The 25,204-nt window shown below is 55.6% G+C and carries 22 protein-coding genes; 15 read left to right on the forward strand and 7 right to left on the reverse strand.

Annotated features, from left to right (window positions below):
• Positions 1–84: 84 nt before the first annotated feature.
• Together R0135_RS08595 and R0135_RS08600 are read right to left on the reverse strand one after the other, a co-directional pair.
• Positions 85–1,578, reverse strand: a complete 1,494-nt coding sequence (locus tag R0135_RS08595) for a flavin-containing monooxygenase (RefSeq protein ID WP_407349846.1) — start codon at positions 1,576–1,578, stop codon at positions 85–87.
• An 89-nt stretch (positions 1,579–1,667) separates the two neighbouring features.
• Positions 1,668–2,888 carry an argininosuccinate synthase gene (locus R0135_RS08600; protein ID WP_407349847.1) on the reverse strand — a complete coding sequence of 407 codons (1,221 nt, stop codon included), beginning with the start codon at positions 2,886–2,888 and terminating at the stop codon, positions 1,668–1,670.
• A 134-nt stretch (positions 2,889–3,022) separates the two neighbouring features.
• On the opposite strand from R0135_RS08600, the gene pyrC reads away from it, so the two are divergent.
• Positions 3,023–4,072, forward strand: coding sequence for a dihydroorotase (gene pyrC / locus R0135_RS08605; RefSeq protein WP_407349848.1), 1,050 nt, complete (start codon positions 3,023–3,025; stop codon positions 4,070–4,072).
• 3 nt (positions 4,073–4,075) lie between these two features.
• Entirely contained in the window at positions 4,076–4,705 is a 630-nt protein-coding gene (gene rnt, locus R0135_RS08610; protein WP_407349849.1) for a ribonuclease T, read from the forward strand.
• A 12-nt stretch (positions 4,706–4,717) separates the two neighbouring features.
• Here rnt and R0135_RS08615 read toward each other — a convergent pair whose 3' ends face one another.
• From R0135_RS08615 to mpl, 3 genes are read right to left on the reverse strand one after another with little or no spacing between them, the layout of a single operon-like run.
• Entirely contained in the window at positions 4,718–5,308 is a 591-nt protein-coding gene (locus R0135_RS08615) for an LON peptidase substrate-binding domain-containing protein (RefSeq protein ID WP_407349850.1), read from the reverse strand.
• Positions 5,305–7,935, reverse strand: coding sequence for an efflux RND transporter permease subunit (locus R0135_RS08620; RefSeq protein WP_407349851.1), 2,631 nt, complete (start codon positions 7,933–7,935; stop codon positions 5,305–5,307). The genes R0135_RS08615 and R0135_RS08620 overlap by 4 nt, the downstream gene beginning before the upstream one ends.
• Before the next feature lie 4 nt (positions 7,936–7,939).
• Positions 7,940–9,274 carry a UDP-N-acetylmuramate:L-alanyl-gamma-D-glutamyl-meso-diaminopimelate ligase gene (gene mpl, locus R0135_RS08625; RefSeq protein ID WP_407349891.1) on the reverse strand — a complete coding sequence of 445 codons (1,335 nt, stop codon included), beginning with the start codon at positions 9,272–9,274 and terminating at the stop codon, positions 7,940–7,942.
• 163 nt (positions 9,275–9,437) lie between these two features.
• Between mpl and R0135_RS08630 the strand changes: the two genes are divergently transcribed.
• Both R0135_RS08630 and R0135_RS08635 read left to right on the forward strand, forming a co-directional pair.
• Entirely contained in the window at positions 9,438–10,715 is a 1,278-nt protein-coding gene (locus R0135_RS08630; RefSeq protein WP_407349892.1) for a 6-phosphofructokinase, read from the forward strand.
• Between the two features lie 161 nt (positions 10,716–10,876).
• On the forward strand, positions 10,877–11,515 hold the full coding sequence (locus R0135_RS08635; RefSeq protein WP_407349852.1) for an inorganic pyrophosphatase: 639 nt from the start codon (positions 10,877–10,879) through the stop codon (positions 11,513–11,515).
• A 32-nt stretch (positions 11,516–11,547) separates the two neighbouring features.
• On the opposite strand, the gene R0135_RS08640 is transcribed toward R0135_RS08635, so the two are convergent.
• Entirely contained in the window at positions 11,548–12,279 is a 732-nt protein-coding gene (locus R0135_RS08640) for a D-alanyl-D-alanine carboxypeptidase family protein (RefSeq protein WP_407349853.1), read from the reverse strand.
• A gap of 87 nt (positions 12,280–12,366) precedes the next feature.
• Between R0135_RS08640 and R0135_RS08645 the strand changes: the two genes are divergently transcribed.
• The 11 genes from R0135_RS08645 (at position 12,367) to acs (ending at position 24,088) form a co-directional block, all read left to right on the forward strand.
• Entirely contained in the window at positions 12,367–12,690 is a 324-nt protein-coding gene (locus tag R0135_RS08645) for a Rieske (2Fe-2S) protein (protein WP_407349854.1), read from the forward strand.
• A 165-nt stretch (positions 12,691–12,855) separates the two neighbouring features.
• Positions 12,856–13,374, forward strand: a complete 519-nt coding sequence (dksA, locus tag R0135_RS08650) for an RNA polymerase-binding protein DksA (RefSeq protein ID WP_407349893.1) — start codon at positions 12,856–12,858, stop codon at positions 13,372–13,374.
• 22 nt (positions 13,375–13,396) lie between these two features.
• Positions 13,397–14,263: a tRNA glutamyl-Q(34) synthetase GluQRS gene (gene gluQRS / locus R0135_RS08655; RefSeq protein WP_407346413.1), complete on the forward strand. Its 867-nt coding sequence runs from the start codon at positions 13,397–13,399 to the stop codon at positions 14,261–14,263.
• A 102-nt stretch (positions 14,264–14,365) separates the two neighbouring features.
• Positions 14,366–15,493, forward strand: coding sequence for a sensor histidine kinase (locus R0135_RS08660; RefSeq protein WP_407346414.1), 1,128 nt, complete (start codon positions 14,366–14,368; stop codon positions 15,491–15,493).
• A 77-nt stretch (positions 15,494–15,570) separates the two neighbouring features.
• A complete protein-coding gene (locus tag R0135_RS08665; RefSeq protein ID WP_407346415.1) occupies positions 15,571–17,010 on the forward strand; it encodes a sigma-54-dependent transcriptional regulator in 1,440 nt (479 codons plus the stop codon).
• Between the two features lie 465 nt (positions 17,011–17,475).
• On the forward strand, positions 17,476–18,759 hold the full coding sequence (pcnB, locus tag R0135_RS08670; protein ID WP_407346417.1) for a polynucleotide adenylyltransferase PcnB: 1,284 nt from the start codon (positions 17,476–17,478) through the stop codon (positions 18,757–18,759).
• On the forward strand, positions 18,756–19,277 hold the full coding sequence (gene folK / locus R0135_RS08675) for a 2-amino-4-hydroxy-6-hydroxymethyldihydropteridine diphosphokinase (RefSeq protein ID WP_407346418.1): 522 nt from the start codon (positions 18,756–18,758) through the stop codon (positions 19,275–19,277). Before pcnB ends, folK begins: the two co-directional genes overlap by 4 nt.
• Positions 19,274–19,939, forward strand: a complete 666-nt coding sequence (locus R0135_RS08680) for a deoxynucleoside kinase (protein ID WP_407346419.1) — start codon at positions 19,274–19,276, stop codon at positions 19,937–19,939. The genes folK and R0135_RS08680 overlap by 4 nt, the downstream gene beginning before the upstream one ends.
• Positions 19,940–20,070: 131 nt before the next feature.
• On the forward strand, positions 20,071–20,862 hold the full coding sequence (gene panB / locus R0135_RS08685; RefSeq protein ID WP_407346420.1) for a 3-methyl-2-oxobutanoate hydroxymethyltransferase: 792 nt from the start codon (positions 20,071–20,073) through the stop codon (positions 20,860–20,862).
• A 219-nt stretch (positions 20,863–21,081) separates the two neighbouring features.
• On the forward strand, positions 21,082–21,966 hold the full coding sequence (gene panC / locus R0135_RS08690) for a pantoate--beta-alanine ligase (RefSeq protein WP_407346421.1): 885 nt from the start codon (positions 21,082–21,084) through the stop codon (positions 21,964–21,966).
• A 187-nt stretch (positions 21,967–22,153) separates the two neighbouring features.
• Positions 22,154–24,088, forward strand: a complete 1,935-nt coding sequence (acs, locus tag R0135_RS08695) for an acetate--CoA ligase (protein ID WP_407346422.1) — start codon at positions 22,154–22,156, stop codon at positions 24,086–24,088.
• 43 nt (positions 24,089–24,131) lie between these two features.
• Here the strand turns inward: acs and R0135_RS08700 are convergent, their stop codons facing one another.
• Positions 24,132–25,124 carry a glycosyltransferase gene (locus R0135_RS08700; protein ID WP_407346424.1) on the reverse strand — a complete coding sequence of 331 codons (993 nt, stop codon included), beginning with the start codon at positions 25,122–25,124 and terminating at the stop codon, positions 24,132–24,134.
• Positions 25,125–25,204: the final 80 nt, after the last annotated feature.

Raw genomic sequence — 25,204 nt, forward strand, 5'->3', positions numbered from 1 at the left:
CCTAACCAAGAATCAGTCATCGATAAAACTATATTTATTGCACTAGGTATTCGATTTTATCGATGGACGGCTCAACCCAACCGCCTAGGCGGCGCGTTTATCGACCTGCCCGGCAGCCAAGGGAGGCTCATAGCGCAATGCCGCTTCGGTAAAGCTCATTTCTTCAAACTCGCGCTTCTCACGCAAATAATTCTGAGAGATCACCCAGGGATGTCGATCCCCCTGCTTTGGAAACAAATGCATTACGCGCTGCATGTACCCCGCCGAAAAATCATCAACCCATGGCCCGGGGCTCATCTTGGGCAGATTCTCTTCCACCGCAGGGGTGACCACCGCCTGTCCAGAAGCGTCCATGTGAGCCAGGAGCCTGCACATCCACTGAGACACCAAATCTGCACGAAGCGTCCAGGAAGCGTTGATATACCCAAACACCGACACCAAATTGGGCAGGCCGGTAAACATCATGCCGCGATAGGTATAACTGGAGGCATAATCAAAGGCTTCGCCGTCGACCTTGGTCTCTATACCTCCGAAGAAATTAAGCTCAAGCCCCGTGGCGGAAACGATAATGTCAGCCGCTATTTCGGTGCCGTCGACCAGACGCACTCCCTCAGGGGTGAGCGTGTCTATGTGATTGGTTACGACTCGCGCTTTACCGCTGCGCATGGCCGCAAACAGGTCACTATCCGGAACGAGACACAGGCGCTGGTCCCAGGGATTATATTTAGGCGTGAAATCCGTAATGTCTCCCGCGTCACCCAGCTCCTTTTTCGTCTGATCCAACAGCATTTGGCGAACCTTTTCGGGCTTCGTCCGCGTTTTCTTATAGATCCACTGCTGCATGCGGGTATTCTTCCAGCGGGTGGCATTGTAAGCCCAGCGCTTGGGCAGCACCGCTCGCAAAAAGTTGGCAATCCAGTCACTTGAGGGCCGGGACACCACCCATGTTGGTGAACGCTGCAGCATCACAACCTCGGCCGCCTTGTCCGCCATAGCGGGCACCAGAGTCATGGCTGTAGCACCGGATCCTATAATCAACACACGCTTGTTGTCGTAGTTAAGGTCCTCGGGCCAAAATTGAGGGTGTACAAATTCTCCCTTGAAACTGTCACGCCCGGGAAACTCTGGCTCATGTCCATGACTGTAGTTGTAATAACCGGCGCAAAGATGCAAAAACCGCGTCTTCACGGTGTATGAAGAACTTTGTTCGCCTTCTTCTATACTCAGTTCCCAGCACTGCTGCTGGCTGTCCCAATTTGCCTGCTTGACCTTCTGTTGGTAGCGAATCAGCGAATCGACGCCATACTCTTTAGCTGTTTGACGTACATAGCTTAGAATCGAAGGCCCGTCGGCAATCGCCTTGGACTCTTCCCAAGGCTTAAAGCTGTATCCCAGAGTGTGCATATCACTGTCGGAGCGGATGCCTGGATAACGGAACAAATCCCAGGTGCCGCCGCTGCGTTCCCGCGCCTCCAAAATAGCGATCTTTCGTTCGGGACAGTTGCGTTTGAGATGACAGGCCGCACCAATACCCGAAAGGCCCGCCCCAACGATCACTACGTCAAGGATCTCGCTCATACATTATTGCCCCTAAACCATTTAGCTTTTATTCAACTCGACTTCCTTCTCAGTCACGTCAAGCCTTGCCTGCCGTGACTTGAAACGAGCTAGCGTGAACTGCGCCCTCGCCCTGCGGCAATGCGCAAACGCAGCGCATTGAGTTTGATGAAACCCTCAGCATCCGCTTGATCATAGGCGCCTGCATCGTCTTCAAAGGTCGCAATACTTTCGTCGAACAGGCTGTCTTTGGAGCTTCGACCCACCGCCGATACGCTGCCTTTGTACAGCTTTAGACGCACAGTGCCATTGACCACGGACTGCGACTGATCGATCGCCGCTTGCAGCATTTGCCGCTCAGGGGACCACCAATAGCCGTTGTAAATCAGATTCGCGTAGCGCGGCATCAATTCGTCTTTCAGATGCGCCACCTCACGATCCAGCGTCAGGGACTCAATGGCGCGGTGCGCCTTGAGCATGATTGTGCCTCCGGGCGTCTCGTAGCAACCCCGGGACTTCATGCCCACGTAGCGATTTTCGACGATATCCAATCGGCCAATGCCGTTTGCTCCGCCAATGCGGTTCAAACTCTCCAAAACCGTCGCCGGGGACATCTCCTGTCCGTCGATAGCGACGATATCGCCCCCAACAAACTCCAGCTCAATATATGTCGGCGTATCCGGCGCTTCCTCGGGACTAACGCTCCAGCGCCACATGGAATCTTCTGCCTCGGCCCAGGGATCTTCAAGAATTCCACCTTCGTAGGAAATGTGCAGCAAGTTAGCATCCATGGAATAAGGAGATTTTTTGCCGGCCGCGGCAAAGTCCACGGGTATGTCCCGCTCTCGACAATAGGCCATGAGCGACTCGCGGGAGCTAAGATCCCACTCCCGCCACGGCGCTATCACTTGAATACCCGGCTTCAGGGCATAGGCTCCAAGCTCAAAACGCACCTGATCATTGCCCTTGCCTGTAGCGCCATGAGAAATTGCATCGGCGCCGGTTTCCGTGGCTATATCGACGAGCCTCTTGGCGATGAGCGGACGTGCAATAGAGGTCCCAAGGAGGTACTCCCCCTCGTAAATGGTGTTGGCGCGGAACATCGGAAACACGTAGTCGCGAACAAATTCTTCACGCAGATCCTCGATGTAGATCTCTTTGACACCCAGCGCTTCGGCTTTTGCCCGCGCGGGCTCTACTTCCTCGCCCTGACCGATGTCAGCGGTAAAGGTCACAACCTCACAGGCATAGTTATCCTGCAACCAGCGCACGATGACCGAGGTATCCAGCCCCCCGGAATAGGCCAAAACCACTTTATTGACGTCTGCCATGCTGATCCTTGAATGCAAAAGTGCGCCAGTTTACCGCTGCGGCGACCCTCGTGCACGGATAAGACCATCCTATGGTTTTGTCGAGTGCACCTTTGCGGTAGCATCACCATCCATCTTCTGCACGGCCCAATCCTTTGGACACCCTGACTCTAATACGCCCCGACGACTGGCACAGCCATCTCCGTGATGGTCCAGCGCTTACCCAGACCTGTGCCGACATGGCCAGATACATGGGACGCGTAATCGTTATGCCGAATCTGGTACCCCCGGTTACCAACACTCGCCTGGCCGCAGAGTATCGCCAGAGAATCCTGCGCAGCATGCACGATGCTTCTCGGCAATTTGATCCGCTAATGACTCTTTATTTAACGGACGGCACGAGTGCTCAGGACATCCGCGAGGCTGCGGCGACGGACTGGCTGGCCGCCGTCAAGCTTTATCCGGCGGGAGCCACTACCAACTCCGATGCGGGCGTCAATTCCCTGGAAGCACTGTACCCGGTACTTGCCACCATGGAAGAGGTCGATCTGCCCTTGCTGGTTCACGGCGAAGTCACCGACGCCGATATCGATATCTTTGATCGCGAGGCGGTTTTTATTGGGGAGCACCTCGCCCCCATCGTAGAGCGATTTCCCAAGCTGCGCGTGGTACTGGAGCACATCACCACCAGCGATGCAGTGGAATTCGTGAAGAGCTCCGGACCACAGGTCGGCGCTACCATCACCGCCCACCACTTGCGACTCAATCGCAACGACATGCTGGTCGGTGGCATTAAACCGCACTATTACTGCCTGCCGATTCTCAAGCGTCGACAACACCAGGACGCCCTCCGTGAGGCAGCGATCTGTGAGGATCGAAGCTTTTTTATTGGCACGGACTCAGCGCCGCACGAGCAGCAGGCCAAGGAGAGCGCCTGTGGCTGTGCCGGCGTTTACACCGCTCATGCATCGCTTGAGCTTTACGCTGAAGTTTTCGAGGATTTGAACGCGCTGGATCGTCTTGAGGACTTTGCCTCCTTACGTGGACCGGACTTTTACCGACGCCCACGCAACACCGAGCAAGTGTGTTTGCGACGCGTGAGCTGGAAGGTGCCCGAGAGCATTCCCCTGGGCGAGGAACAGATGGTGCCACTGGGTGCCGGCGAGTCCTTACGGTGGCAAGTCATCGAAGCGGGAGCGCAGTAGATCATGGCCATGAGATCGCGCTTTCGAGGCTTTCTGCCGGTTGTTATTGATATGGAGACGGGTGGGTTTTCTTCATCTACCGACGCCATTTTGGAACTTGCGGCCACCATCATTCGCATGGACGACGCCGGCCACGTTGCGGTTCACGAAACCCATAGCTTTAACGTTGCCCCCTTCGAAGGGGCCAACATTGAGCAATCCGCACTGGATTTCACGGGCATCGATCCCTTCCACCCGTTCAGAGAGGCACACTCAGAAAAAGATGCAATGGCAGAGCTGTTTCAGGTCGTTCGCCGGGAGATTCGAGACCAGGAGTGCAACCGGGCGATACTCGTGGGACATAACGCCCACTTCGATGCGGGTTTTTTAAACGCAGCGGTCGAGCGCTGTGAAATCAAACGTAATCCCTTCCATCCTTTTTCGCACTTCGATACGGCGACCTTGTCGGGTCTCGCCTACGGGCAAACAGTCCTGGCGAAAAGTTGCCTGGAAGCTGGCATACCCTTTGATAATGAACAGGCACATTCTGCAGCCTACGATGCGGAGCGCACCGCAGAGTTGTTTTGCAGCATTGTTAATCGATGGCAAATGCTCGGCGGCTGGACGCCGGGCAGCATGCCCTCCTCTGACTAGTATCCGCTCTGCCTAAGCCTCTCCACTCAAAGCATTGAGCAGTACATCAAGCTCCCGCATAAGCTCCTCAATCGAGGTGAGTAAAAGCAGTTCGACCTTAAGCTCCTCCTCTAAAGGCAACAATTGCACCAGGCTATAGGCGACCTGCCAGGCATCATCCAGATCCGCCGGCATGCCCATGCGTTGAACATGCGGATGTGCCTCAAGGCCCTGCAGTACAGTCCGCATGGGCTCCCATGCTTCAATCATGGCTGCGTGCTCCAAGGGCGGTAAAAGTTCCACCTCCGCGCGAAGCAGGCCATTGTTCTCCCGCCAGAAATCTCCCAGGCGAAAACGCTGCCCACCCTCCACAGTGACGCCCAGCAAACCGTTCTCCAACTGATCCCAATCCACAATAGATGCAAGGGTGCCGATGCCTGCCAGCACTGGCAGTCTGGCGGAGCCAACTTCGACCCCACGCTCAATGCGCAACATGCCAAAACTGTCGCCACTGCGCATGGATGATTTCACCAGCTCGAGATATCGTTGCTCGAATATCTGCAGGGGCATGCGACCGTAGGGAAGCAGCACAGCCGACAGCGGAAACAGCGCTATCTCAGTCATTGCCCGGGACCCAGGGGCTTAAACAGTAGTATCAATCGCGGCAACAGCAGCAGCGCACCAATCACCGCCGCAGCCATGGCGATGACCGTGAGCACGCCAAAATACAAACTTGGATTGAAATTAGACAAAGTGAGGGTGCTAAAACCAATAACCACTGTCAGGGTCGTGTAATACATAGCCCTGCCAATACTGCCGTGACTGCGATACATGGCGGCAAGATAGTTCTGATCAAGCAAAAACTCCTGTTTAAAGCGATAGACGTAGTGGATGCAGTCATCCACGCCAATGCCCACCACAATCGCTGCGATGGTAATGGTCATAATATCCAAAGGTATTCCAGCGAAGCCCATGATCGCCAGAACCAATCCCGCAGCCAACAGGTTTGGTGCAAGGGCAATAAGCGCTAACGACAGCGAGCGAAACAACACCCAGAACATAAACAAAATGGCTGTAAACACAGCGCCTAAGGTCAAAATCTGTGATGCAAACAAACTCTGTAGAACATTGTTGTACATCACCAGCATGCCCGTAAAACGCGCCTGCCCGTCATCGAGACCGCCCTCTTCGCGCAACGCCAGATCGAGATCACGCAGGAAGGCATCTCGCCGCAGGTCCTTACTGGTCTCCTTTACCCGCACTGTAATTCGCGCCTCATCGCGCTCAGCATCAAAATAAGGCGCTACCAGCTGCCGGGAGATTTCCGCTGAAAGCGCGTTGCGCGCAAGCGCCAGCTCTACGCTGCCCATATCGTCGCCCAGCAGCTGGCGAAAGAGCTCAAAAGTGGTGGACAGCGACTGGACCTTGCCAGTTTCGGCATAGCCATCGACAACGCCTTGAAGTCGATCGATCAGGCGCATGCCTTCGAGGCTGAACCAAAATCCGGGGTCAACGTTGCTCGCACCGAACACGTCGCCACTATCTGCTCCAAGAAAATCCTCATCTCCCTGATCAGTAAAGGGGTCATCAGAAAAACCATCGTCGGCAAAGTCATCCGCATCACTGCCCAGCGCGCTCTCACGACTAAAGGGATCGTCAAACTCGTCTGCAAAAGGGTCATCGTCAGCCACGGGCGCTGCGCTGCTGATGGAAGCACTCTCCAGCCCCGGCAGCGGTGCAGAGCTATCCGGAGCAGCAATCACAATATCCAGCGGGATGGTGCCGCCGAGCCGCGCGTCCAGAAGCTCCATGCCCTGGTAAATCTCAGTGCTTTCCTTAAAGTAATCAATGAAACGATTTTCAACTTCAAGACGCAATCCGCCCACTACTACCAGCACGCTCAGCACCAAACTCCCCCACAGCACCGAGGATCCGTGGTGGTCAGCAAGCCGAGCAAAACGCAGGGTAAAGGGCTCACCTTCTTCACTGACCGCCGGCTCATCTGCGTGTGGCCACAACAGCATCAGAGTGGGGATGAGCGTGAAAGACACCACAAGCGCGACACAAATACCCAGCGTCATCATCCAGCCGAAATCAATAACCGGCTGGATTCCGGACACTACCAAGGACACGAAAGCCACCATGGTGGTAATGCCTGTGTAAACACAGGGCACCGCCATGAGACGCATGCTCTCTCTAACCCGTTCATACACCGTCAGATCCGGCTGATGCAGATGCAATTCCCGATAGCGCACCACCAGATGGATCGCGATGGCCAGTGACACAATGAGCAAGACCGCCACCACATTTGAAGAAATCACCGTCATTCGCCAATCGAGATAACCCAGAATCCCCAGGGTGTAAGTCACGCTCACGGAGCAGCTGAGAAGCAGGGTGACCACCCATTTGATGCGCCGGAATATCAAAGACAGCACCAGCAACATAACGCCGAGAATGGCACTGCCAAACACCACCAGGTCGCTCCGCACAAAACTCACCATGTCCGATGCGATCATGGGCACGCCGCCTACAAAGATGCCCGCATGCTGACGATAGGGGGCAACCACAGCGCGCACGCCAGCCACCAATGAACTTTGCTGGCTTAACTGCTCAGCGCTGCGCTGTTTAACCTGCTCCTCGACCTGAGAAAGACGCGCATCGGCCGCATCACTGAGGTCCCCGGAGCGCTTCGCAAGACGCAATTCTTCACGCTCGCGCAGCAACGCGGCGTCGCCCTCCACACGCGTAAGATTTACCTGAATCGCCGTGACGTCACCATCAGTACCAACCAGTAGATCGCTGTAGAGCGGACTGTGAGTGAATTCCTGAAGCGCCAAACCGCGATCGACCTGTGCATCCCGTAAAGATGGCAGCGGGTCACCCGAAGTGACCTGCGAGAGCCCCACGGGCGGACTTTGGAGTAGAGGCACATCCAATACCGTAACCACCGACGATACGCCGGGTAAGGCTCGAAGCTCATCAGCCATCGCCGACAGAGGCTCCAAGGAAGCATCGGATAGCAAAGGCGCCTTGGGGCGCCAGGTGATTACAATAAAATCCTCACTGCTGTAGCGTCGCCCAACCTCTCGAAAGTACTCCAGCGCCGGATCACCCTTGAGTAACAAGGAGTCTGCCGATGCGTCTATACGAATCTTGGGAAACTGCAGCAGTGCAAGGATCAATAACACGCACAGCAATGCGAGCACGGCAAGGGGACGCCGCAGCACCAACTGCTCATAAAAGGCCAACATAAAGTTACTCCTGATGACGCTGTGCAAGCGCCGATAACAAGCGCTGATGGATCCCACCGAAAGCGCCATTGCTCATCACAACAACATCATCTTTGGGTAAAGCCTGATCCACGATCCGCGAAATCAGTTCGTCAATGTCTTCACTAATCGTCGCCGCTACCGGGCTACTGTCGACCACATCTTCCAGCGACCAGCCCAAAGCTTTGGGCTGATACCAGAAAACCTCATCGGCATGGGCGGTAGACGGCGCTAGAGCGGCTCTATGCTGTCCCATACGCATGGTATTGGAACGTGGTTCGATCACCGCCAAAACCCGTCCTCGATCTGCAGCGCCTTGCATGGCCGCAAGCGTGCTGGCGATCGCCGTCGGATGGTGTGCAAAATCGTCGTAAACGCGAATACCGTTGACCTCGCCACTGAGCTCCAGACGCCGACGCACCCCCAAAAAGCGCTCCAGCGCGCTGACGGCATAACGGGGCGTAACGCCAACATGCCTGGCCGCTGCACAGGCTCCCAATGCGTTGGCGACATTGTGCGCTCCACGCTGACCCCAGCTTACCTGCAGCTGTTCGCCACCGGGGGCGTCGAGCTGCCATTGAGTACCTCCGGCATCTTCAAGCCTTGCATGCCAGTCGGCCTCGTCATCTGTTACCGACAGTGTCTCCCGGGGCGTCCAACAGCCCAACGCCAGCATCTCTTCGACTGCGGGCACACCCTGGGGCGTAAACACGCGACCGTTGCCGGGAACGCAGCGCAGGAGGTGATGAAACTGTCGTTGAATGGACGCAAGATCGGGATAAATGTCCGCATGGTCAAACTCAAGATTGTTCACAATCAAGGTTCGGGGACGGTAGTGAACAAACTTGGCGCGCTTATCAAAAAAGGCCGTGTCGTACTCATCTGCCTCGATAACAAAAAAACTGCCACTACCCAAGCGGGCGGAAACTCCAAAATTCAGGGGCACACCGCCGATCAAAAAACCCGGGGAGAGCCCGGCATCCTCCAGCAGCCAGGCCAACATGCTGCTCGCAGTGGTCTTGCCGTGGGTACCGGACACAGCGAGAACCCAGCGATCGGCGAGAACTGCTTCGGCCAGCCATTGAGGCCCTGATTGATAAGGCATTGCGCGGGACAGAACTGCCTCAACCGCAGGATTACCCCGCGACAAGGCGTTACCCACGATAATCAGTGCGTCATCCGGAAGATGCTCCGGGTCAAAACCCTCGTGCAAGGCAATTCCCGCCGCGGCAAGCTGATCGCTCATTGGCGGATATACGTTGGCATCACAGCCGCTGACTTCCCAGCCCAGTTCCCGGGCGATCAAAGCCAAGCCGCCCATGAAGGTGCCGCATATACCCAGAATGTGCAGGCGCTGTTGCACAGTGAATCCTTATAAAAAAGAGCGAAATTCTAGCACGGCATCACACTATGGCCCCGCCATGCGGTGCACAGCGGAGCTTACATCCCGTATGATTGCCATCTTTGATAACAGTTCCCTGAGGATGTCCAGCTTGAGTCGGAAAGCCAATGCCTTTTACGCCCAATCTGGCGGTGTTACCTCGGTTATTAATGCCTCTGCATGTGGTGTCATTGAGACGGCCCGGCAGCATCGTGACGTCATTGGCAAGGTTTTCGCTGGCCGCAACGGCATCATAGGCGCGCTCCAGGAGGAGCTCATCGACACCAGTAGGGAGAGCAGCAAAGCCATCCGTGGTCTGTTGCAAACACCCTCCGGGGCCTTTGGATCCTGTCGTCACAAGCTGAAGTCTCTGGAGAGCAATCGCGCGGAGTACGAGCGGTTGATGGAAGTTTTTAAGGCGCACGACATCCGTTACTTCTTTTATAACGGCGGCGGCGACTCTGCCGATACCTGCCTAAAGGTCTCCCAGCTAAGTCAGAGCTTAGGCTATCCACTTCAGGCCATCCACGTACCCAAGACCATCGACAATGACTTGCCGCACACGGACAACAGTCCCGGGTTTGGCTCCGTTGCAAAATATGTCGCTATTTCAACGCGAGAAGCATCTCTTGATGTTGCCTCCATGTGCGCCAGCTCGACCAAGGTATTCATTTTAGAAGTCATGGGCCGACATGCCGGCTGGATCGCCGCCGCCTCAGGCCTTGCCGCGGAGCGCGAAGGTGATGCCCCGCATTGCATTCTTTTCCCGGAAATCGCTTTTGATCAGAAGAAATTTTTGGCGCGTGTGCAGCGCTCAGTAAAACGCTTTGGCTACTGCGTGGTCGTTGCATCCGAAGGCGCACAAACGGCCGACGGACGTTTCCTCAGCGACACGGGAACCCGCGACGCTTTTGGTCATGCGCAGCTTGGCGGCCTGGCGCCGACACTCGCCAACTTGGTGAAAAGCGAATTGGGTTATAAGTACCACTGGGCCGTTGCAGACTACCTGCAGCGCGCCGCACGACACATAGCCTCTCAAACCGATCTTGATCAAGCGTATGCTGTAGGCGAAGCGGCCGTAGAGATGGCAGTTGCAGGCAAGAACGCCGTAATGCCCAGCATCGTCCGCGGCAAGGGCAAACGTTACAGCTGGCGCATTGCCGAAGCTCCACTTGAGAAAGTGGCCAATGTCGAAAAGAAAATGCCCCGAAGCTTTATTACCCGGGACGGCTTTGGAATCACACCGGCAGCCAGAGAGTATTTGCAGCCGCTTATTCAAGGCGAAGCCTATCCGAGCTATCACCAGGGGTTACCCCAGTATGTTCGGCTCAAGAATGAACTGGTTCCGCGAAAGCTGCGCAAGCGGTTTCATGTGAGCTAGCTGCTCGCCGGATCTCGCAAACAAACAGCGGCAAAGTCACACAGATTTTAGCGAAGCTAGCGGGTACAATCGCGCCAGTTTTTTTACCCTTATCCCAAACACCAGATTTACCGCGGCATCGACGCTCTTTTGGCGCGCCGCTCAACATGAAAGGAGACATCATGTATCTCAATGAACAATTCAATCGCTGGCGCCGACACCCCTGGCACGGCTTGCACACTCAAATGGACGGTGCCGAAGAAGGCATCGTGCAGGTTTACATTGAAATGCTGCCTACAGACGTCGTCAAGTACGAACTGGACAAGGCATCGGGCTTTCTCATGGTCGATCGTCCTCAGCGCACGACCTCCAGTCCCCCTGCGCTGTATGGATTTATCCCCCGAACTTATTGCGCAGAAGAAGTAGCCAAGCGCTGCCCGGGCGTTGAGGTGGCTGATGGAGACCCATTGGATATCTGCGTCTACTCAGAGCGCCACATCAATCGTTCAGACATCATTCTCAACGCCCGCGTCGTAGGCGGCATACAGATGATTGACGATGGCGAAGCCGACGACAAAATCATTGCGATTCTCGATGGCGACAACATCTGGGGGGATGTAAAAGACATTTCTGACCTGCCAAAAATCAAGGTCGAGCGTCTTCAGCATTACTTCTCAACTTACAAGCTCATACCGGGCAAGGAGATCAACATCAAAGTTGATCATGTCTACGGCCGGGAAGAAGCTCTCAAAGTCATCGCTGCATCCGAGAAGGACTACTGGAATCACTTTGGCGACCTGCACAAGCAAGCCAAAGAGTAAGCGCTTCTCGTATTGACGTCTGCTGCCGACACTTAGGTCGGCGGCAGATATTCCAGCGCCGCTTCAGGCGCTGCAGCTACCTTCGCAACAAAGCGCTCAAAGAGTGAGTCAAGCAGTTGATTTAACGTCTGTTTGCCGCTGATCTCACCCAAGGCCGCGTCGCTCCAGGCAGCGCGAAGAAGGTCCGGGTTAATTTGGTTTTCATATCCCGCGGCTAAAGGCGCAAAACTCAAATGCCAACGCTCCGGCGCAACCCCTCCCCGGTCTTCATCGTAGGGCCTGTAAAAACCAAAACTATCTCCCTGGGCAATACGCTGATCCAGCCATTCGTGCATGGGCCCGAAGGGACCATTCGCTGCCACCTCTGCGGTACTCAGCTGTAGCTTGTAGTCCGGGGCGACAGCCGCCGCATCAAAGACGTCAAGATCTGTACCCCAGTGATGCCGGCTGGCTCCTGGCATCGCTGAAAATCGGAGGACGCAGGCAATACAGTCCTGCGTGCTCATAGCCGCCATATCCACTTCCTGGCCAGCATCATCGACCACGGGACGCTCGCCGCACAGCTTGTCGTTCCAGATTTTGAGCTGACGCTCATAAGAGCGGTAAGCACTGGCAACCTTTAAGTCAAAACCATGCTCAGCGGCAGCTGTAGCGAGCTGCGTCAGGGCCGCCCAAACCGCGGGCTGCAACAGCTGTGTCCCGCGAGCAAGCAGCGCGCTGTCATCGAGGCCCAGGATCTGACGCTCCAACGAGGACCGCGTCATAGGCAACTCCCCAGACACAACTTGCCTTCCTTTACGGTCCGATGGCTTACTGCACCGACGAGACCTTTACCAGCAGATTTTGTGACCATGAACGACTCCGAAATTGGCCCGACGTTGCTATCTATGCCCGACAACAGCAGTCAGAGTGTAACGCTCGAAGGGCGATCGCTGATACTCGCTAAACGTCGAGGAGACTTCTTTCTGTTTGAAAACAATTGCCCCCATGCCAATGAGACTATGGATCCTCTGGGGGGCTCCTTGAGCGATGAAAGCGGGGATTTACTGCGCTGCCAAAGACACGGCGCAGAGTTCCTTACCGATACCGGCGAGTGCGTGGCAGGCCCCTGCATGGGCGAGTCTCTTACACCCATAGCATTTACCATTGCTGGCGGACAAATCTACCTGGACTAAAGCCCACAGCATTTTATGCTGGCGTGTCGAAGGCAATTCTGGTAGCTTCTGCGCGCTTCGAAATGCGCCCTGCCAGATTATCTAGCGGGGCAGCCAGAGTACGATAGTTGGAACACCACTATGCCGACAAAAACAGCACCTAAAGCAGCACCCAAGAAAAAAGCCGTGAAAGCAGCGACGGCAGCCACTGCGGCGCCCAAGAAAAAGGCCGCCAGCAAAGCAAAAGCAGCGCCTGCAAAGAAGGCTCGCGCCAAAAGCACCAGCGGTGGCACCGAGTTTCGCAACTTCGAGCCGTATAAGCCAAAACGCGGCGAAGAGTACATGAACGAACCCCAGCGCGAGCACTTTAAGCTCATCCTCAAACGCTGGAAGTCCGAACTCATGGAAGAAGTGGATCGCACGGTGTCTCACATGAAGGACGAGGCAGCGAACTTTCCTGACCCGGCGGATCGCGCCACGCAGGAAGAAGAGTTCAGTCTCGAACTGCGAACCCGTGATCGCGAGCGAAAGCTGATCAAAAAAATCGATTCCACCATCGAGCGAATCGAGCAGGATGATTACGGTTTCTGTGACGCCTGTGGTGTAGAGATCGGGATTAAACGACTGGAAGCGCGCCCAACCGCGTCGCTATGCATCGATTGCAAAACACTGGACGAAATCAAAGAACGGCAGGAGCTGGGCTGAGCCCACCTCGCAACCCCGGTTAATGGCTCATCAGCCTGACTACCGGGGCCGCTTTGCCCCCTCTCCTACGGGCCCGCTGCATATGGGCTCTTTGCTGGCCGCTCTGGCGAGCTATCTGGATGCCCGCGCTGCAGGCGGCGTCTGGCTGCTTCGAATTGAAGATATAGATCCTCCCCGGGAGGCACCCGGGGCCGCCGACAGCATACTGCGGACTCTGGAAGCGCATGGCCTGCTTTGGGACGAGACGGTGCTGTATCAGTCGACTCGCCTTGATGCGTACGCAGAGGCACTCAACGCGTTACAGGAAGCAGGTCGAACCTTTGCCTGCTGCTGTACACGCTCCACGTTGGGGCCCGGCGGCAGCTGCATGGGCCGATGCCAGCCGTGCGCACACAACGACAACTCAGTAAGAATAAAGCTCTGCGGCAATATAGGCTTTGATGATCAAATACTGGGCCCTCAGTCGCCTTCGAACGCCCAGAGTGATCTGGTACTGCGACGCAAAGACGGGCTGTATGCCTATGCTCTGGCAGTCGTTGTGGATGACGCCTGGCAGCGCATCAGCCACGTTGTTCGCGGCTCGGACCTACTGTCTCAGACGTTTGCCCAGCTGGAGATATTCACCGCACTGGGTGCTCCTTTGCCTGCTTACGGGCATCTTCCCGTGGTTTCTGACGCTCAGGGCATCAAACTGAGTAAGCAGACCGGCGCTCGCGCAATTGTGGACGCATGCGCTCTGGACAATCTTCGCGTGGCCCTGCGACTTCTCCAGCAAGACAGTGCTGGCATGCCTGCAGGCTCAGCCCCCGAGCTCCTTTGTCTGGCCGCAGAACGCTGGAGCCCCGGGACGCTCATTGAGCATGGAGGAAAAAGTCTGGTTTACCCCTAGTCGCCTAGCCCGTAGCATTGACCCCATGCACCCAAGCTCCTTCGGCGCCAAGTTTCTACTGAAGTCCGACGGAATTTTCCGCGATACCACCGTTAATTAATTATGAATTTTCTTTATCTGACAATTCCGTCTATTGCGATGCTCGTAGCGCTCGCATTGCTCTATCGCCAACGTCGGGAATATCAGCAGACCTTTGAGGAGCTGCCCACAGGCCTGTGCGTCGTGGGCGCCGACCATCGGGTACAGCGCTGGAATCGGCAAATGTCGAACCTCAGCGGTATCGCCGCCGACGATGCGATCACAGAAGATATCGCAAACCTGCCTAGCCCCTGGCCGGCGGCGCTCAGCGAAGCACTCAAGGACGCGAAGGGTAAAGTCATCAAACAATCTCTGGGGTACGACGACAATGGTGGAGAGCGCTGGGTTATTCTGCACAGCAGTGATTTGCAGCTTCCCGGTCGAAAGCGCCAGATCCTGGTGGAGGACATCACGGATTATCAGCGGCTGCAGGATGAGCTCCTGCACAATGAACGATTGGCCTCCATCGGGCGGCTGGCGGCCGGTGTCGCCCACGAGATAGGCAATCCGGTAACCGGCATCGCCTGCATCGCCCAAAACCTGGCCGATAACGCTGACGCTACCGAACTGGAACTGGGCACCTCAGAAATACTGAAGCAAACAGAGCGTATTTCACGCACCGTGAGTTCACTCATGCAGCTGTCACATCCCGGCAGTGTCCCCCGTGATGCCGACTGTGTGCCCTGTAATCTCGCTGACTGCATCGATGAAGCGGCTCATCTCCTTAGTCTTGATATTGATATGCCCGCGGGGCATTTCGAGAACCTCAGCGACCGCGAGCTGCTGGTCAAGGGCGACGGTCAACTGCTCCTGCAAGTGTTCCTGAATCTATTGGACAACGCCCGCAGCGCTGCCGCCCAGGAAGGACCGGTAGTCATTGATGCACACAAGGATGGTGACAGCGTCATAATTACCGTCGACAACCCGGGGCCGGCAATTTCGCCCGACGTTCTTTCCCAGGTCTTTGAGCCCTTTTATACGACCAAGGATGTGGGCGAGGGTACAGGCTTGGGACTTGCGCTGGTGAGACGCATGCTGGAGGACATGGGAGGCAGTGTAAGCTTGCTTAGCCCTTCGCCCCGCTCTCCCGGAATTGGCGTCCGGGCGCGCGTTGTGTTGTCCTGTGCTGACTACGGACAGCGCTTTGAATAAAGAGCGCGGCCTGGCAACAAAACACGATGTTGAGGGAATGATAGACTACCCGCAGTTCAATGAAGGATCCCCTATCGATGCATAAGATACTGATCGTCGAAGACGAGTCAGTCATCCGCGCGGCCTTGCGCCGACTGCTGGAGAGGCACGACTATGCCCTGGACGAAGCGGCTTCCGTCGCCGAGGCTCAAAGTAACTTCACCTTGGGTGACTACGACCTCATTATTAGCGACCTTCGTCTTCCCGGGTCTCCCGGCACCGATTTAATCGCTCTTGCCGGCACCACACCCGTGCTGATCATGACGAGCTACGCAAGCCTTCGATCAGCAGTAGATTCCATGCGCATGGGTGCCGTGGACTACATTGCCAAACCTTTTGATCATTCGGACATGCTTCAAGCCGTACAACGCGTCATTGATAAACACTCACAGCGAAAAGCCGTCAAAACCAGAAAAACGCCCAAAGCTGAATCCTCGGTATCCGCTGCTGCCCGCGACGGCGCAGTGACAATGATTATCGGCGAATGCGATGCCATGCAGACGCTCGCAGAACACATCGAAAAATTTGCGCCCACAGATTCCACAGTGTTGGTGCTGGGTGAAACGGGAACCGGCAAAGAACTTGTGGCTCGAGAAATTCACGCCCAGAGCAAACGGGCAGAGCACACACTGATCTCTGTAAACTGCGCAGCGATTCCCGAGACGCTTATCGAGTCAGAACTTTTCGGTTACGAAAAGGGTGCGTTTACCGGAGCCAACACCAATCGCATGGGACTCATCGAAGCTGCGGACGGCGGCACATTGTTCCTGGACGAAATCGGTGAGCTCCCCATGGAAGCCCAGGCGCGCTTGCTGCGTTTCATCCAGGAGGGTGAAATTCGCCGTATCGGCTCGGTACAGTCGCGCAAAGTCAACGTGCGACTCATCTGCGCCACGCATCGGGACCTGCAAACGCTGGCTTCAGAAGGCAGCTTCCGCCAGGATCTTTTTTATCGCATCAATGTATTGAGACTCAAGCTTCCGCCTCTAAGAGAGCGTGGCAAGGACATCCTGTTTTTAGCAGAACGGCTTCTGGATAAGCAGGCGGCACGGGCAAGTCGAGCAGCAATGACTCTCTCACCGCGCGCCATTCAGGCCATAACCACCTACCAGTGGCCCGGCAATGTCCGCGAAATGGAGCACGCCATTGAACGAGCCGTAATCCTCACGGACGGCCCAGAAATTGATAACGATGCCCTGGGAATTGACCTGGAGCTGGTGAACATCAATCGATTACGCGGCGACAGGGTCAGTGGCACCACCGTCAAGCGCCCCCCGCGCAATAGCGACCCCGTGGAAGACCTGTCTCTGGAAGATTATTTCCAGCGATTTGTGATCGAACACCAGGACTCCATGAGTGAGACAGAACTTGCACAGAAACTCGGGATAAGCCGTAAGTGCCTGTGGGAGCGTCGACAGCGTTTTGAAATCCCCAGAAAGAAGTCCGGCGGAAACCGTCAGCGCAAAGCAGCGAGCTAACCGTTACCCTCCAAGGCTGGCACCTCAGGTAACAGTGGACATAGGTAACAATCGCGCCCAAAAGCGACGTTAGACGCGCACACCCGAAAATATAAGCTGTTGATTATGAAGTAATTATCAATAGTGGCACATAGTCTGCTTTGTTACGCCTGCACAACAATAAAAATAATGCGCACCGCAATAATAATAAATTGGTTTAGTGAACCTGGAAGGGGGAAGTTTTTACTTCCCCCTCGTTCATTCTGGCGCCAGAAAATCTCTGCTACCTACGCCCTTTCGCACGCCTTGCTACTTAGGCTATAAACCATCTGCTTGACAGTGACAGACTAGCGACAAAGCTAGGCCTGCGCCCTCCCTGTGCTACCATGCAGCCTGTGTAACGACGGCCTCTAAAGCCGAACGCTTACCGTTTTTCCCAGCCCTGTAATACGGACCAGCAGCGAAGCGCAGAGAAGATACTACCGCTTGAAAGTAATCCCCAGAGATCAACATTGTGTCTCGCGCAAGGACATCAGTCCCGGCGCGCTGAAGGTTATGTCACGCCTTAGAGATCGTGAACATCAGGCATATCTTGTGGGAGGCGCGGTTCGAGACCTTCTGCTGGGCGGACATCCAAAAGATTTTGATATAGCCACGGACGCGACCCCGGAAGAAGTCCACGCGCTGTTCGGTAATTCGCGCATCATTGGTCGTCGCTTCAGAATTGTCCACGTAAGGTTCGGCCGAGAAATTATCGAAGTCACTACCTTTCGAGGGCACCACGATGACGGCGACTCATCTGACCCTGCGGCCAAACGCTCCTCCCGAGGCCTCCTGCTCCGCGACAACGTGTTCGGCACTCTCGAAGAAGACGCTGTGCGGCGAGACCTGACGGTTAATGCCTTGTATTACGACAGCGGCAGTTTTGAAGTGTTTGATCAGGTTGGAGGCCTTAATGACCTGGAGTCGCGGCAAGTCCGTGTCATCGGCGATCCGGCCAAACGCTACCGAGAAGACCCGGTGCGCATGCTCAGGACTCTGCGCTTTGCAGCCAAATTGGACTTTCGTGTCGAGAAAGGCAGTGGTACGCCTATCGCAGAATTAGCTTCGCTGTTAGACGATATTCCTTCAGCACGGTTGTTTGACGAGTTTGGAAAGCTGTTCCTTGCGGGCAATGCGCAGGCGACTTTACGCCTGCTGCGCGAGTACCGTTGCTTCGATCATTTGTTTCCCGGCAGCGCTCGCCTGGCGGACGAGAATCCGTTCTACCATCGACTGCTTGACGCCGCGATGGGTAACACCGACCTCCGGATTCGACAGGGAAAACCGGTTACTCCAGCTTTTATTCTTGCGGCCGTACTTTGGCCCGCCGTTTGCGAACGCCGCCAACAACTGGAAGGCCAGGGAGAGAAACCCGTGCCGGCAATGCACAGCGCCGGACAGGAGATTGTTGCCCAGGCGTGCCAACGTATTGCCATTCCTCGCCGCTTCAGCATGCCCATGCGTGAAATCTGGGAAATGCAGCTCCGCCTGCCCCGCACCGAGGGCAAACGTGCGCTGGAGCTTATGAGTAAACGCCGCTTTCGCGCTGCCTACGATTTCTTGTTGCTAAGAGAACAGGCCGGAGAAGATTGCGCAGGACTTGGGGCAACCTGGACACGCCTGCAGGAAGAGCACGGCCCCATAGAAATTGTTGATTCGCCGGAAGATCACCGCCCTCCCCGCCGCCGCCGCCGTGGTGGACGCCGACGCCCGGCTCCCGACGCGTGACACGCTGCTTTATTGGTCTTGGGGCGAACCTCGGGAACAGCCATAAAACGCTGCAGCAGGCAGCAGACAAGTTAGAGAACCTATCATCAACCCGCGCCGCAGGCCGGTCTTGCATTTACCGCTCGGCACCTGTGGGACCTCCAGGTCAGCCTGACTACCTCAACGCCGTGGTCGCACTGGACACCGAGCTACCTCCCCTGACCCTGCTCACGAGCTTACAAAAGCTCGAACAGGAGGCGGGCCGAGAGCGCAGTGTTCGCTGGGGGCCAAGAACACTGGACCTTGATATCCTGATCTACGGTGACGCGGTGCTGGAGTCCGAGCGCCTGACGATCCCGCACCCCAGACTGTTTGAACGTAATTTTGTCCTTGCGCCCCTGGCGGACATTGTCGGGGAGAATTGGCGCCTTCCAGACGGATCAAGTGTTGCCATGCGTCTTAAGGCCTGCCCTACCAATGAATTGACGCTAAGCACGCTAAACTGGGCTGCATCATCAAGCGAGGCCATGAGCGCGTGACTGAATTGGAACTGCGAGGTCGCAAACCCCCGGCTTACATAGCCGTAGAGGGGCCCATTGGGGTAGGAAAGACCACGCTCACCCGGCGTCTGGCAGAAACATTCAATCACGAAATACTTTTAGAGGACGCAGATCAAAACCCGTTCCTGGAACGTTTCTACCGCAATCGTAGTGAGGCGGCACTGGCAACACAGCTGTTTTTCTTGTTTCAGCGTGCGCAAAAGATGCAGGAGTTAAGACAGTCCGAGCTCTTCTCGCCGGTTCGCGTCGCAGATTTTTTAATTGAGAAGGACCCTCTGTTCGCGCGCATCAATCTCGATAGCGATGAATTTGAGCTCTACGAGAAGGTTTACCAGAAGCTCACCATCGACGCTCCTCGGCCGGACCTGGTGATTTACCTTCAGGCCCCCACAGACGTGCTACTCACCCGCATTGATCAACGGGGCCTGGGACACGAGAAAAGCATCGATCGGCGCTATCTGGAACAATTAAACGAAGTGTACAGCGAATTTTTTCTGTACTACGATGGCGCGCCTCTGCTTATCGTCAATGCAAGCATGATTGACCTTGCACAAGGCGACAGTGATTACCTGCAACTGGTGGACTATCTGCTTGATATTCGCAGTGGTCGCCACTACTTCAATCCCACGTTTTTTGGATAGAAGGTTTTGCCTGGGGAACGCCCGGGAGCAGCTGGTCTGGCAGAGATTTTGAACCATGGGCAGGCGAATAAAGCCCACTAAACACTATTCCATAAGCCACCGTAGACAGTATTGGGGCAACTTCCTAATTTATGGCTAAAGTAACAATCAGCACACTCGATAAGATGAAGTCCGCCGGCGAAAAGTTTGTCTGCATTACGGCCTATGACGCGACTTTTGCGCGACTCGTGAGCGAGGCGGGAGCCGAAACCATTCTAGTGGGTGATTCGCTGGGCATGGTACTCCAAGGCCATGACAGCACCATTCCCGTAACAATTGCCGACATGGAATATCACACACGTTCCGTCAATCGCGCAGCCCCCCATTCACTGGTGATCGCTGACATGCCTTTTATGACCTACGCCAATGTCACCGAAGCTATGAGCAATGCCACAAGGCTAATGCAGGCGGGCGCGCAGATGATCAAAATGGAGGGCGGAGTTTGGTTGAGCGACACCATCAGCGCTCTGGTGGAGCGAGGCGTGCCCGTGTGTGCTCACCTTGGACTTACTCCCCAGTCGGTCAACGCCTTTGGGGGCTATCGAGTACAGGGACGAACACCCAAAGAGGCAAAATCCATTCTCGCCGACGCCGTGGAAATTCAGGATGCCGGTGCAAGCCTGCTGGTGCTCGAATGTATTCCAGCTGACCTCGCCACCGACATTTCCCGAAAACTCGATATACCGGTTATCGGTATTGGCGCTGGCGCGGGCACAGATGCGCAGGTGCTCGTAATGCATGATTTACTGGGACTGAGTGATCATCAGCCACGCTTTGTTGAGAATTTTATGCAGGGAAAGGACAGCGTCCAGGCCGCATTAAAAGCGTTTGTAGAATCCGTAAAAGACGGAAGCTATCCGCGAGAAGAACACAGCTACAAGTAAGTCATCTCCCGCACTAACGCCCGACAAGTTCGCAAAAAATAACCAAAAGTTACAAAAACTGCTTCCTTTAGTAACAAATACCCCCTCTGGTAGATCCGCCACAGTGCTTGCCGGACCCCGGTTAAAGCTGCATACTCGACCGCCCTGAGCGGTATAAGCCGCCACAACCCGGGTCCATCGCCTTTGAGGATCCACCCTGAACGCAAGCGGGGTAGCAACATGTTGGTAGTCAACAGCAAGGCAGGTTTGCAGCATGCTCTGCAACGGCATCGCCTTGCCCAGGAGAGCATTGCCTTCGTCCCGACGATGGGCAACCTTCACGAAGGACATCTTGAACTGGTGCGCCGTGCCAAGCAGCTCGGGGACATTGTGGTGGTTAGCATTTTCGTTAATCCCATGCAGTTCGGCGCCAATGAAGATCTCGATGCCTACCCGAGAACCCTCAGTGCGGATCGGGAAAAACTATTCGCCGAAGGCGCAAATTACCTTTTTGTACCTACAGAAGATGACGTTTACCCTGAAGGGCTGAGCGCGCAAACCGTAGTGCGTGTTCCCGATCTGTCAGAAACACTGTGCGGCAACAACCGCCCCGGGCATTTTGATGGCGTCTCCACAGTGGTCAGCAAGCTGTTTAACATGGTGCAACCACAGGTTGCCTTGTTCGGCGAGAAAGACTTTCAACAACTGTCTATTATCCGAAAAATGGTCGATGACCTTTGTATGCCTATCGATATCATTGGCGTTCCCACCGTTCGAGCCGATGATGGATTGGCGCTGAGCTCGCGAAATCACTATCTGACCCTGCCTCAACGTAGCGTTGCCCCGCTTCTACACAAGACTTTGCTGGACTGCCGCGATGCCATTGCCTGTGGCTTCGACAATTTTCTGCAGATTGAATCTCACGCCAGGATGCAGTTACTTCAGGCTGGATTTGTCCCCGACTATTTTGCAATCCGCGATGCCCGTAGCCTCCAATCAGTTGGGCCCGATACAGAAGAGATCGCAATTCTCGCAGCGGCGCGCCTGGGCGGCACACGCCTTATCGACAATGTTCGCCTGACGCTCAATCCCGTCTCTGACTGGGGCATGCTAGCGACCCCGTGACACCCTGACAGATTGTCCGAACCTGGAACCCCCGCTCCAAACAAAAGCTGGACGCGCACGGGCACCTTGCGCCACTGATTATCAAAATAACGGCCTTAGACTAACGTAGGCTTGTCTCGCAGACTCCTGCCTCTAAAATCAGGGTTCCATATACAACATCCAATAAAGAGCAACTGAGGGGCCAGCGATGTCTCACCACTTCCCTACACATCCCATTCCTGCCGGCTTTGCCGACGCGCACATCACGCCGGAAGACTATCGCCGAATGTATGAGCGATCGTTGGTCGATCGCGATGCCTTCTTTAGTGAAATGGCCAGCGAGTTCCTCAGCTGGGACAAACCCTGGGATAGCGTGTGTTCCTTTGACTTTGTAAAAGGCGAGGCCAGTTGGTTTGCCGGCGGCCAACTTAATGTCAGCGTTAACTGCATAGACCGACACCTGCCGGAGCGCGCCGATCAGACCGCCATTATCTGGGAGGGTGATGATCCTGCCGATAATCGCTTTATCAGCTACCAAGAACTCAAGGATGAGGTGTGTCGTTTAGGCAATGCGCTTCGCGCTCGCGGCGTAGGCAAGGGGGACCGAGTGTGCCTCTATATGCCCATGGTTCCCGAGGCCGCCATTGCCATGCTGGCCTGCACACGCATCGGTGCGGTACACACAATTGTTTTTGGCGGCTTTTCTCCGGAGGCGCTAAAGGATCGCATTCAGTCGGCCGAATGCTCGGCGGTCATTACCAGCGATGAGGGATTACGCGGCGGCAAAGCCGTGCCTTTGAAAACGAACGTGGATAAGAGCCTGACAGATTGTCCGTCGGTGGACACCTGTGTCGTCGTGCGCCGCACAGGCGCGGATGTAACCATGGTCGATGGTCGCGATGTGTATTACGACGAGATTACCGCGACGCAAAGCAATGACTGCGAACCAGAATCCATGGACTCAGAAGACCCGCTGTTCATTCTGTACACCTCCGGCTCCACGGGAAAACCCAAGGGCGTACTCCACACCACCGCAGGGTACCTCCTTCAGGCCAGCATGACCTTCAAATACGTTTTCGACTACCGCGACGGCGAGGTCTTCTGGTGTACAGCCGATGTGGGCTGGGTAACGGGCCACTCCTATATCGTCTATGGGCCGCTCGCCAACGGCGCCACTACGCTGATGTTTGAGGGTGTACCGACCTACCCGGACGCGGGTCGCTGCTGGGACGTAGTGGACAAGCATCAGGTGTCTATCTTTTACACCGCGCCTACAGCGATCCGGGCGTTACAGGGCAAGGGCGATAACTATGTCAGTCGTTCCTCCCGCAAGAGCCTGCGTATTCTCGGCACGGTAGGAGAGCCGATCAACCCCGAAGCCTGGGAGTGGTATTTCAACACCGTAGGCGATGGCCGATGCCCCATCGTGGACACCTGGTGGCAAACCGAAACCGGCGCGCACATGATCAGCCCCCTACCGGGCGCTACGCCGATGAAACCGGGCTCGGCCTCGGTCCCTTTCTTCGGTGTAGAGCCGGCGCTACTGGCCGAAGATGGTAGTGAAATCGAAGGCCCGGGCGCAGGCTATCTGGTCATCAAATCATCCTGGCCCAGCCAGATTCGTTCCGTCTACGGCGACCACCAGCGCATGGTGGACACCTACTTCTCAAATTACCCCGGTTACTACTTCACCGGTGACGGCGCCACGCGAGATGCTGATGGCTACTATTGGATCACCGGTCGCGTTGACGACGTCCTTAATGTGTCTGGGCACAGGATGGGGACGGCTGAGGTGGAAAGCGCGCTGGTGCTCCACGACAGTATCGCCGAAGCCGCCGTGGTGGGTTTTCCCCATGACATTAAAGGACAGGGTATTTATTGCTACGTAACACCTATGGAAGGGATAGAGCCTAACGATGCACTCAAAGCAGAGCTTGTACAGCTCTGCGTAGAGGAAATCGGGCCCATCGCCAAACCTGATGTCATTCAATGGGCTCCGGGGCTACCGAAAACACGCTCGGGAAAAATCATGCGCCGTATCTTGAGAAAGATCGCTGAAAATGAACTGGATAGCCTGGGAGACACATCCACCCTCGCAGATCCCAGCGTGGTCGAAGACTTGATTAGTAATCGTAATGCCTAGGTCCAACAAGACCTGATGAAGCGTCGGCAATGGGGCAGAGACCTTAGCTATCGAGAAACTCGATATTGCGCCGAATAGTCTCATCAGTTTGAGGGCCCATGCCCCCCAGGGACAAACATTCTTTGAGCAGCAGTGCTGCCCGAGGTTTATCGCCGCTGCGTACCGCCAAATTGGCGAGGTTCAGGCACAATGAGGGCGTACGCTGCCCCTCATCGTACAAACGTCGGTAAATGTCCTGGGCCTCACCGAAACTGCCCCCCCGATAGGCGGCTTCGGCAGCGCCCTCAAGACAGCGCAAAGGCTCGTAACCCAGCTCTGCGGCACGGCGAAAGTAAGTAGAGGCTTTTGCATAATCTTGGGCAGCGTAAAGAGCAGTAGACCCCCCAATGCCGTAAAGACGTCCGTCTTCTTGTTCGGATAACGCCCGATCCATTAAGACAAGATAGCGACTGGCTCTGTCGAGTCTCGAGCGGCCCGGATTGGCATCAACATAGTGATGTATGGGGACGCTAAGCTTACCGCGTCCAGCCGCTGCTATTGTTCCATCCACAATCTCGTGAATGCTTCCCTGATAGATAATTCTGTCATTCCGACGGAACAAGCGAAGGATCGGGTTTTCCGTATACCCGGTCCAATTTTCAGACCACTCATCAGGTACGGCAACTCTGATCCACTTATGCTGTAACTCGTCATCGCTGTAGTTACGTTGCGTAAGGTAGTAGCCATCGAACTCAGTCGAGAGCATCGCCTCGCGTAGCTTGGGAAAATCCTCCGGCGCGATACGCTCGTCGGCGTCCAACACTAATATCCATTCGCCCGTAGCCGCTGCGAGCCCGCTATTTCGCGCCGCCGAAAAGTCATCAACCCATTGAAAGTCCAAAATCTTGTCGGCGTAGCGCGCTGCGATGTCGCGGGTACCATCACTGGAGCCCGTATCAACAACAACGATTTCATCAACGTAGGGCGCGGCCGCCGCAAGGCACTCTTCAATAAAGAAGGCCTCATCTTTGACGATCATGCACAGCGAGAGTCGCATAAATTAAAAGTACTTACCCAGATAGCGCAACTATAAAACACAGACAATAAAAAAGGGCGCCGAAGCGCCCTTTTGATCAA

Source organism: Congregibacter variabilis, assembly GCF_045689235.1.
Lineage (GTDB): Bacteria > Pseudomonadota > Gammaproteobacteria > Pseudomonadales > Halieaceae > Congregibacter > Congregibacter variabilis.

Bases quoted from the DNA above. Each gene is read 5' to 3' on its own strand.
- R0135_RS08595 (WP_407349846.1), bottom strand. From the start codon at position 1,578: ATGAGCGAGATCCTTGACGTAGTGATCGTTGGGGCGGGCCTTTCGGGT.
- R0135_RS08600 (WP_407349847.1), bottom strand. From the start codon at position 2,888: ATGGCAGACGTCAATAAAGTGGTTTTGGCCTATTCCGGGGGGCTGGAT.
- rnt (WP_407349849.1), top strand. From the start codon at position 4,076: ATGGCCATGAGATCGCGCTTTCGAGGCTTTCTGCCGGTTGTTATTGAT.
- R0135_RS08615 (WP_407349850.1), bottom strand. From the start codon at position 5,308: ATGACTGAGATAGCGCTGTTTCCGCTGTCGGCTGTGCTGCTTCCCTAC.
- R0135_RS08620 (WP_407349851.1), bottom strand. From the start codon at position 7,935: ATGTTGGCCTTTTATGAGCAGTTGGTGCTGCGGCGTCCCCTTGCCGTG.
- mpl (WP_407349891.1), bottom strand. From the start codon at position 9,274: ATGGGCGGCTTGGCTTTGATCGCCCGGGAACTGGGCTGGGAAGTCAGC.
- R0135_RS08630 (WP_407349892.1), top strand. From the start codon at position 9,438: ATGTCCAGCTTGAGTCGGAAAGCCAATGCCTTTTACGCCCAATCTGGC.
- R0135_RS08635 (WP_407349852.1), top strand. From the start codon at position 10,877: ATGTATCTCAATGAACAATTCAATCGCTGGCGCCGACACCCCTGGCAC.
- R0135_RS08640 (WP_407349853.1), bottom strand. From the start codon at position 12,279: ATGACGCGGTCCTCGTTGGAGCGTCAGATCCTGGGCCTCGATGACAGC.
- R0135_RS08645 (WP_407349854.1), top strand. From the start codon at position 12,367: ATGAACGACTCCGAAATTGGCCCGACGTTGCTATCTATGCCCGACAAC.
- gluQRS (WP_407346413.1), top strand. From the start codon at position 13,397: ATGGCTCATCAGCCTGACTACCGGGGCCGCTTTGCCCCCTCTCCTACG.
- R0135_RS08660 (WP_407346414.1), top strand. From the start codon at position 14,366: ATGAATTTTCTTTATCTGACAATTCCGTCTATTGCGATGCTCGTAGCG.
- R0135_RS08665 (WP_407346415.1), top strand. From the start codon at position 15,571: ATGCATAAGATACTGATCGTCGAAGACGAGTCAGTCATCCGCGCGGCC.
- panB (WP_407346420.1), top strand. From the start codon at position 20,071: ATGGCTAAAGTAACAATCAGCACACTCGATAAGATGAAGTCCGCCGGC.
- panC (WP_407346421.1), top strand. From the start codon at position 21,082: ATGTTGGTAGTCAACAGCAAGGCAGGTTTGCAGCATGCTCTGCAACGG.
- acs (WP_407346422.1), top strand. From the start codon at position 22,154: ATGTCTCACCACTTCCCTACACATCCCATTCCTGCCGGCTTTGCCGAC.
- R0135_RS08700 (WP_407346424.1), bottom strand. From the start codon at position 25,124: ATGCGACTCTCGCTGTGCATGATCGTCAAAGATGAGGCCTTCTTTATT.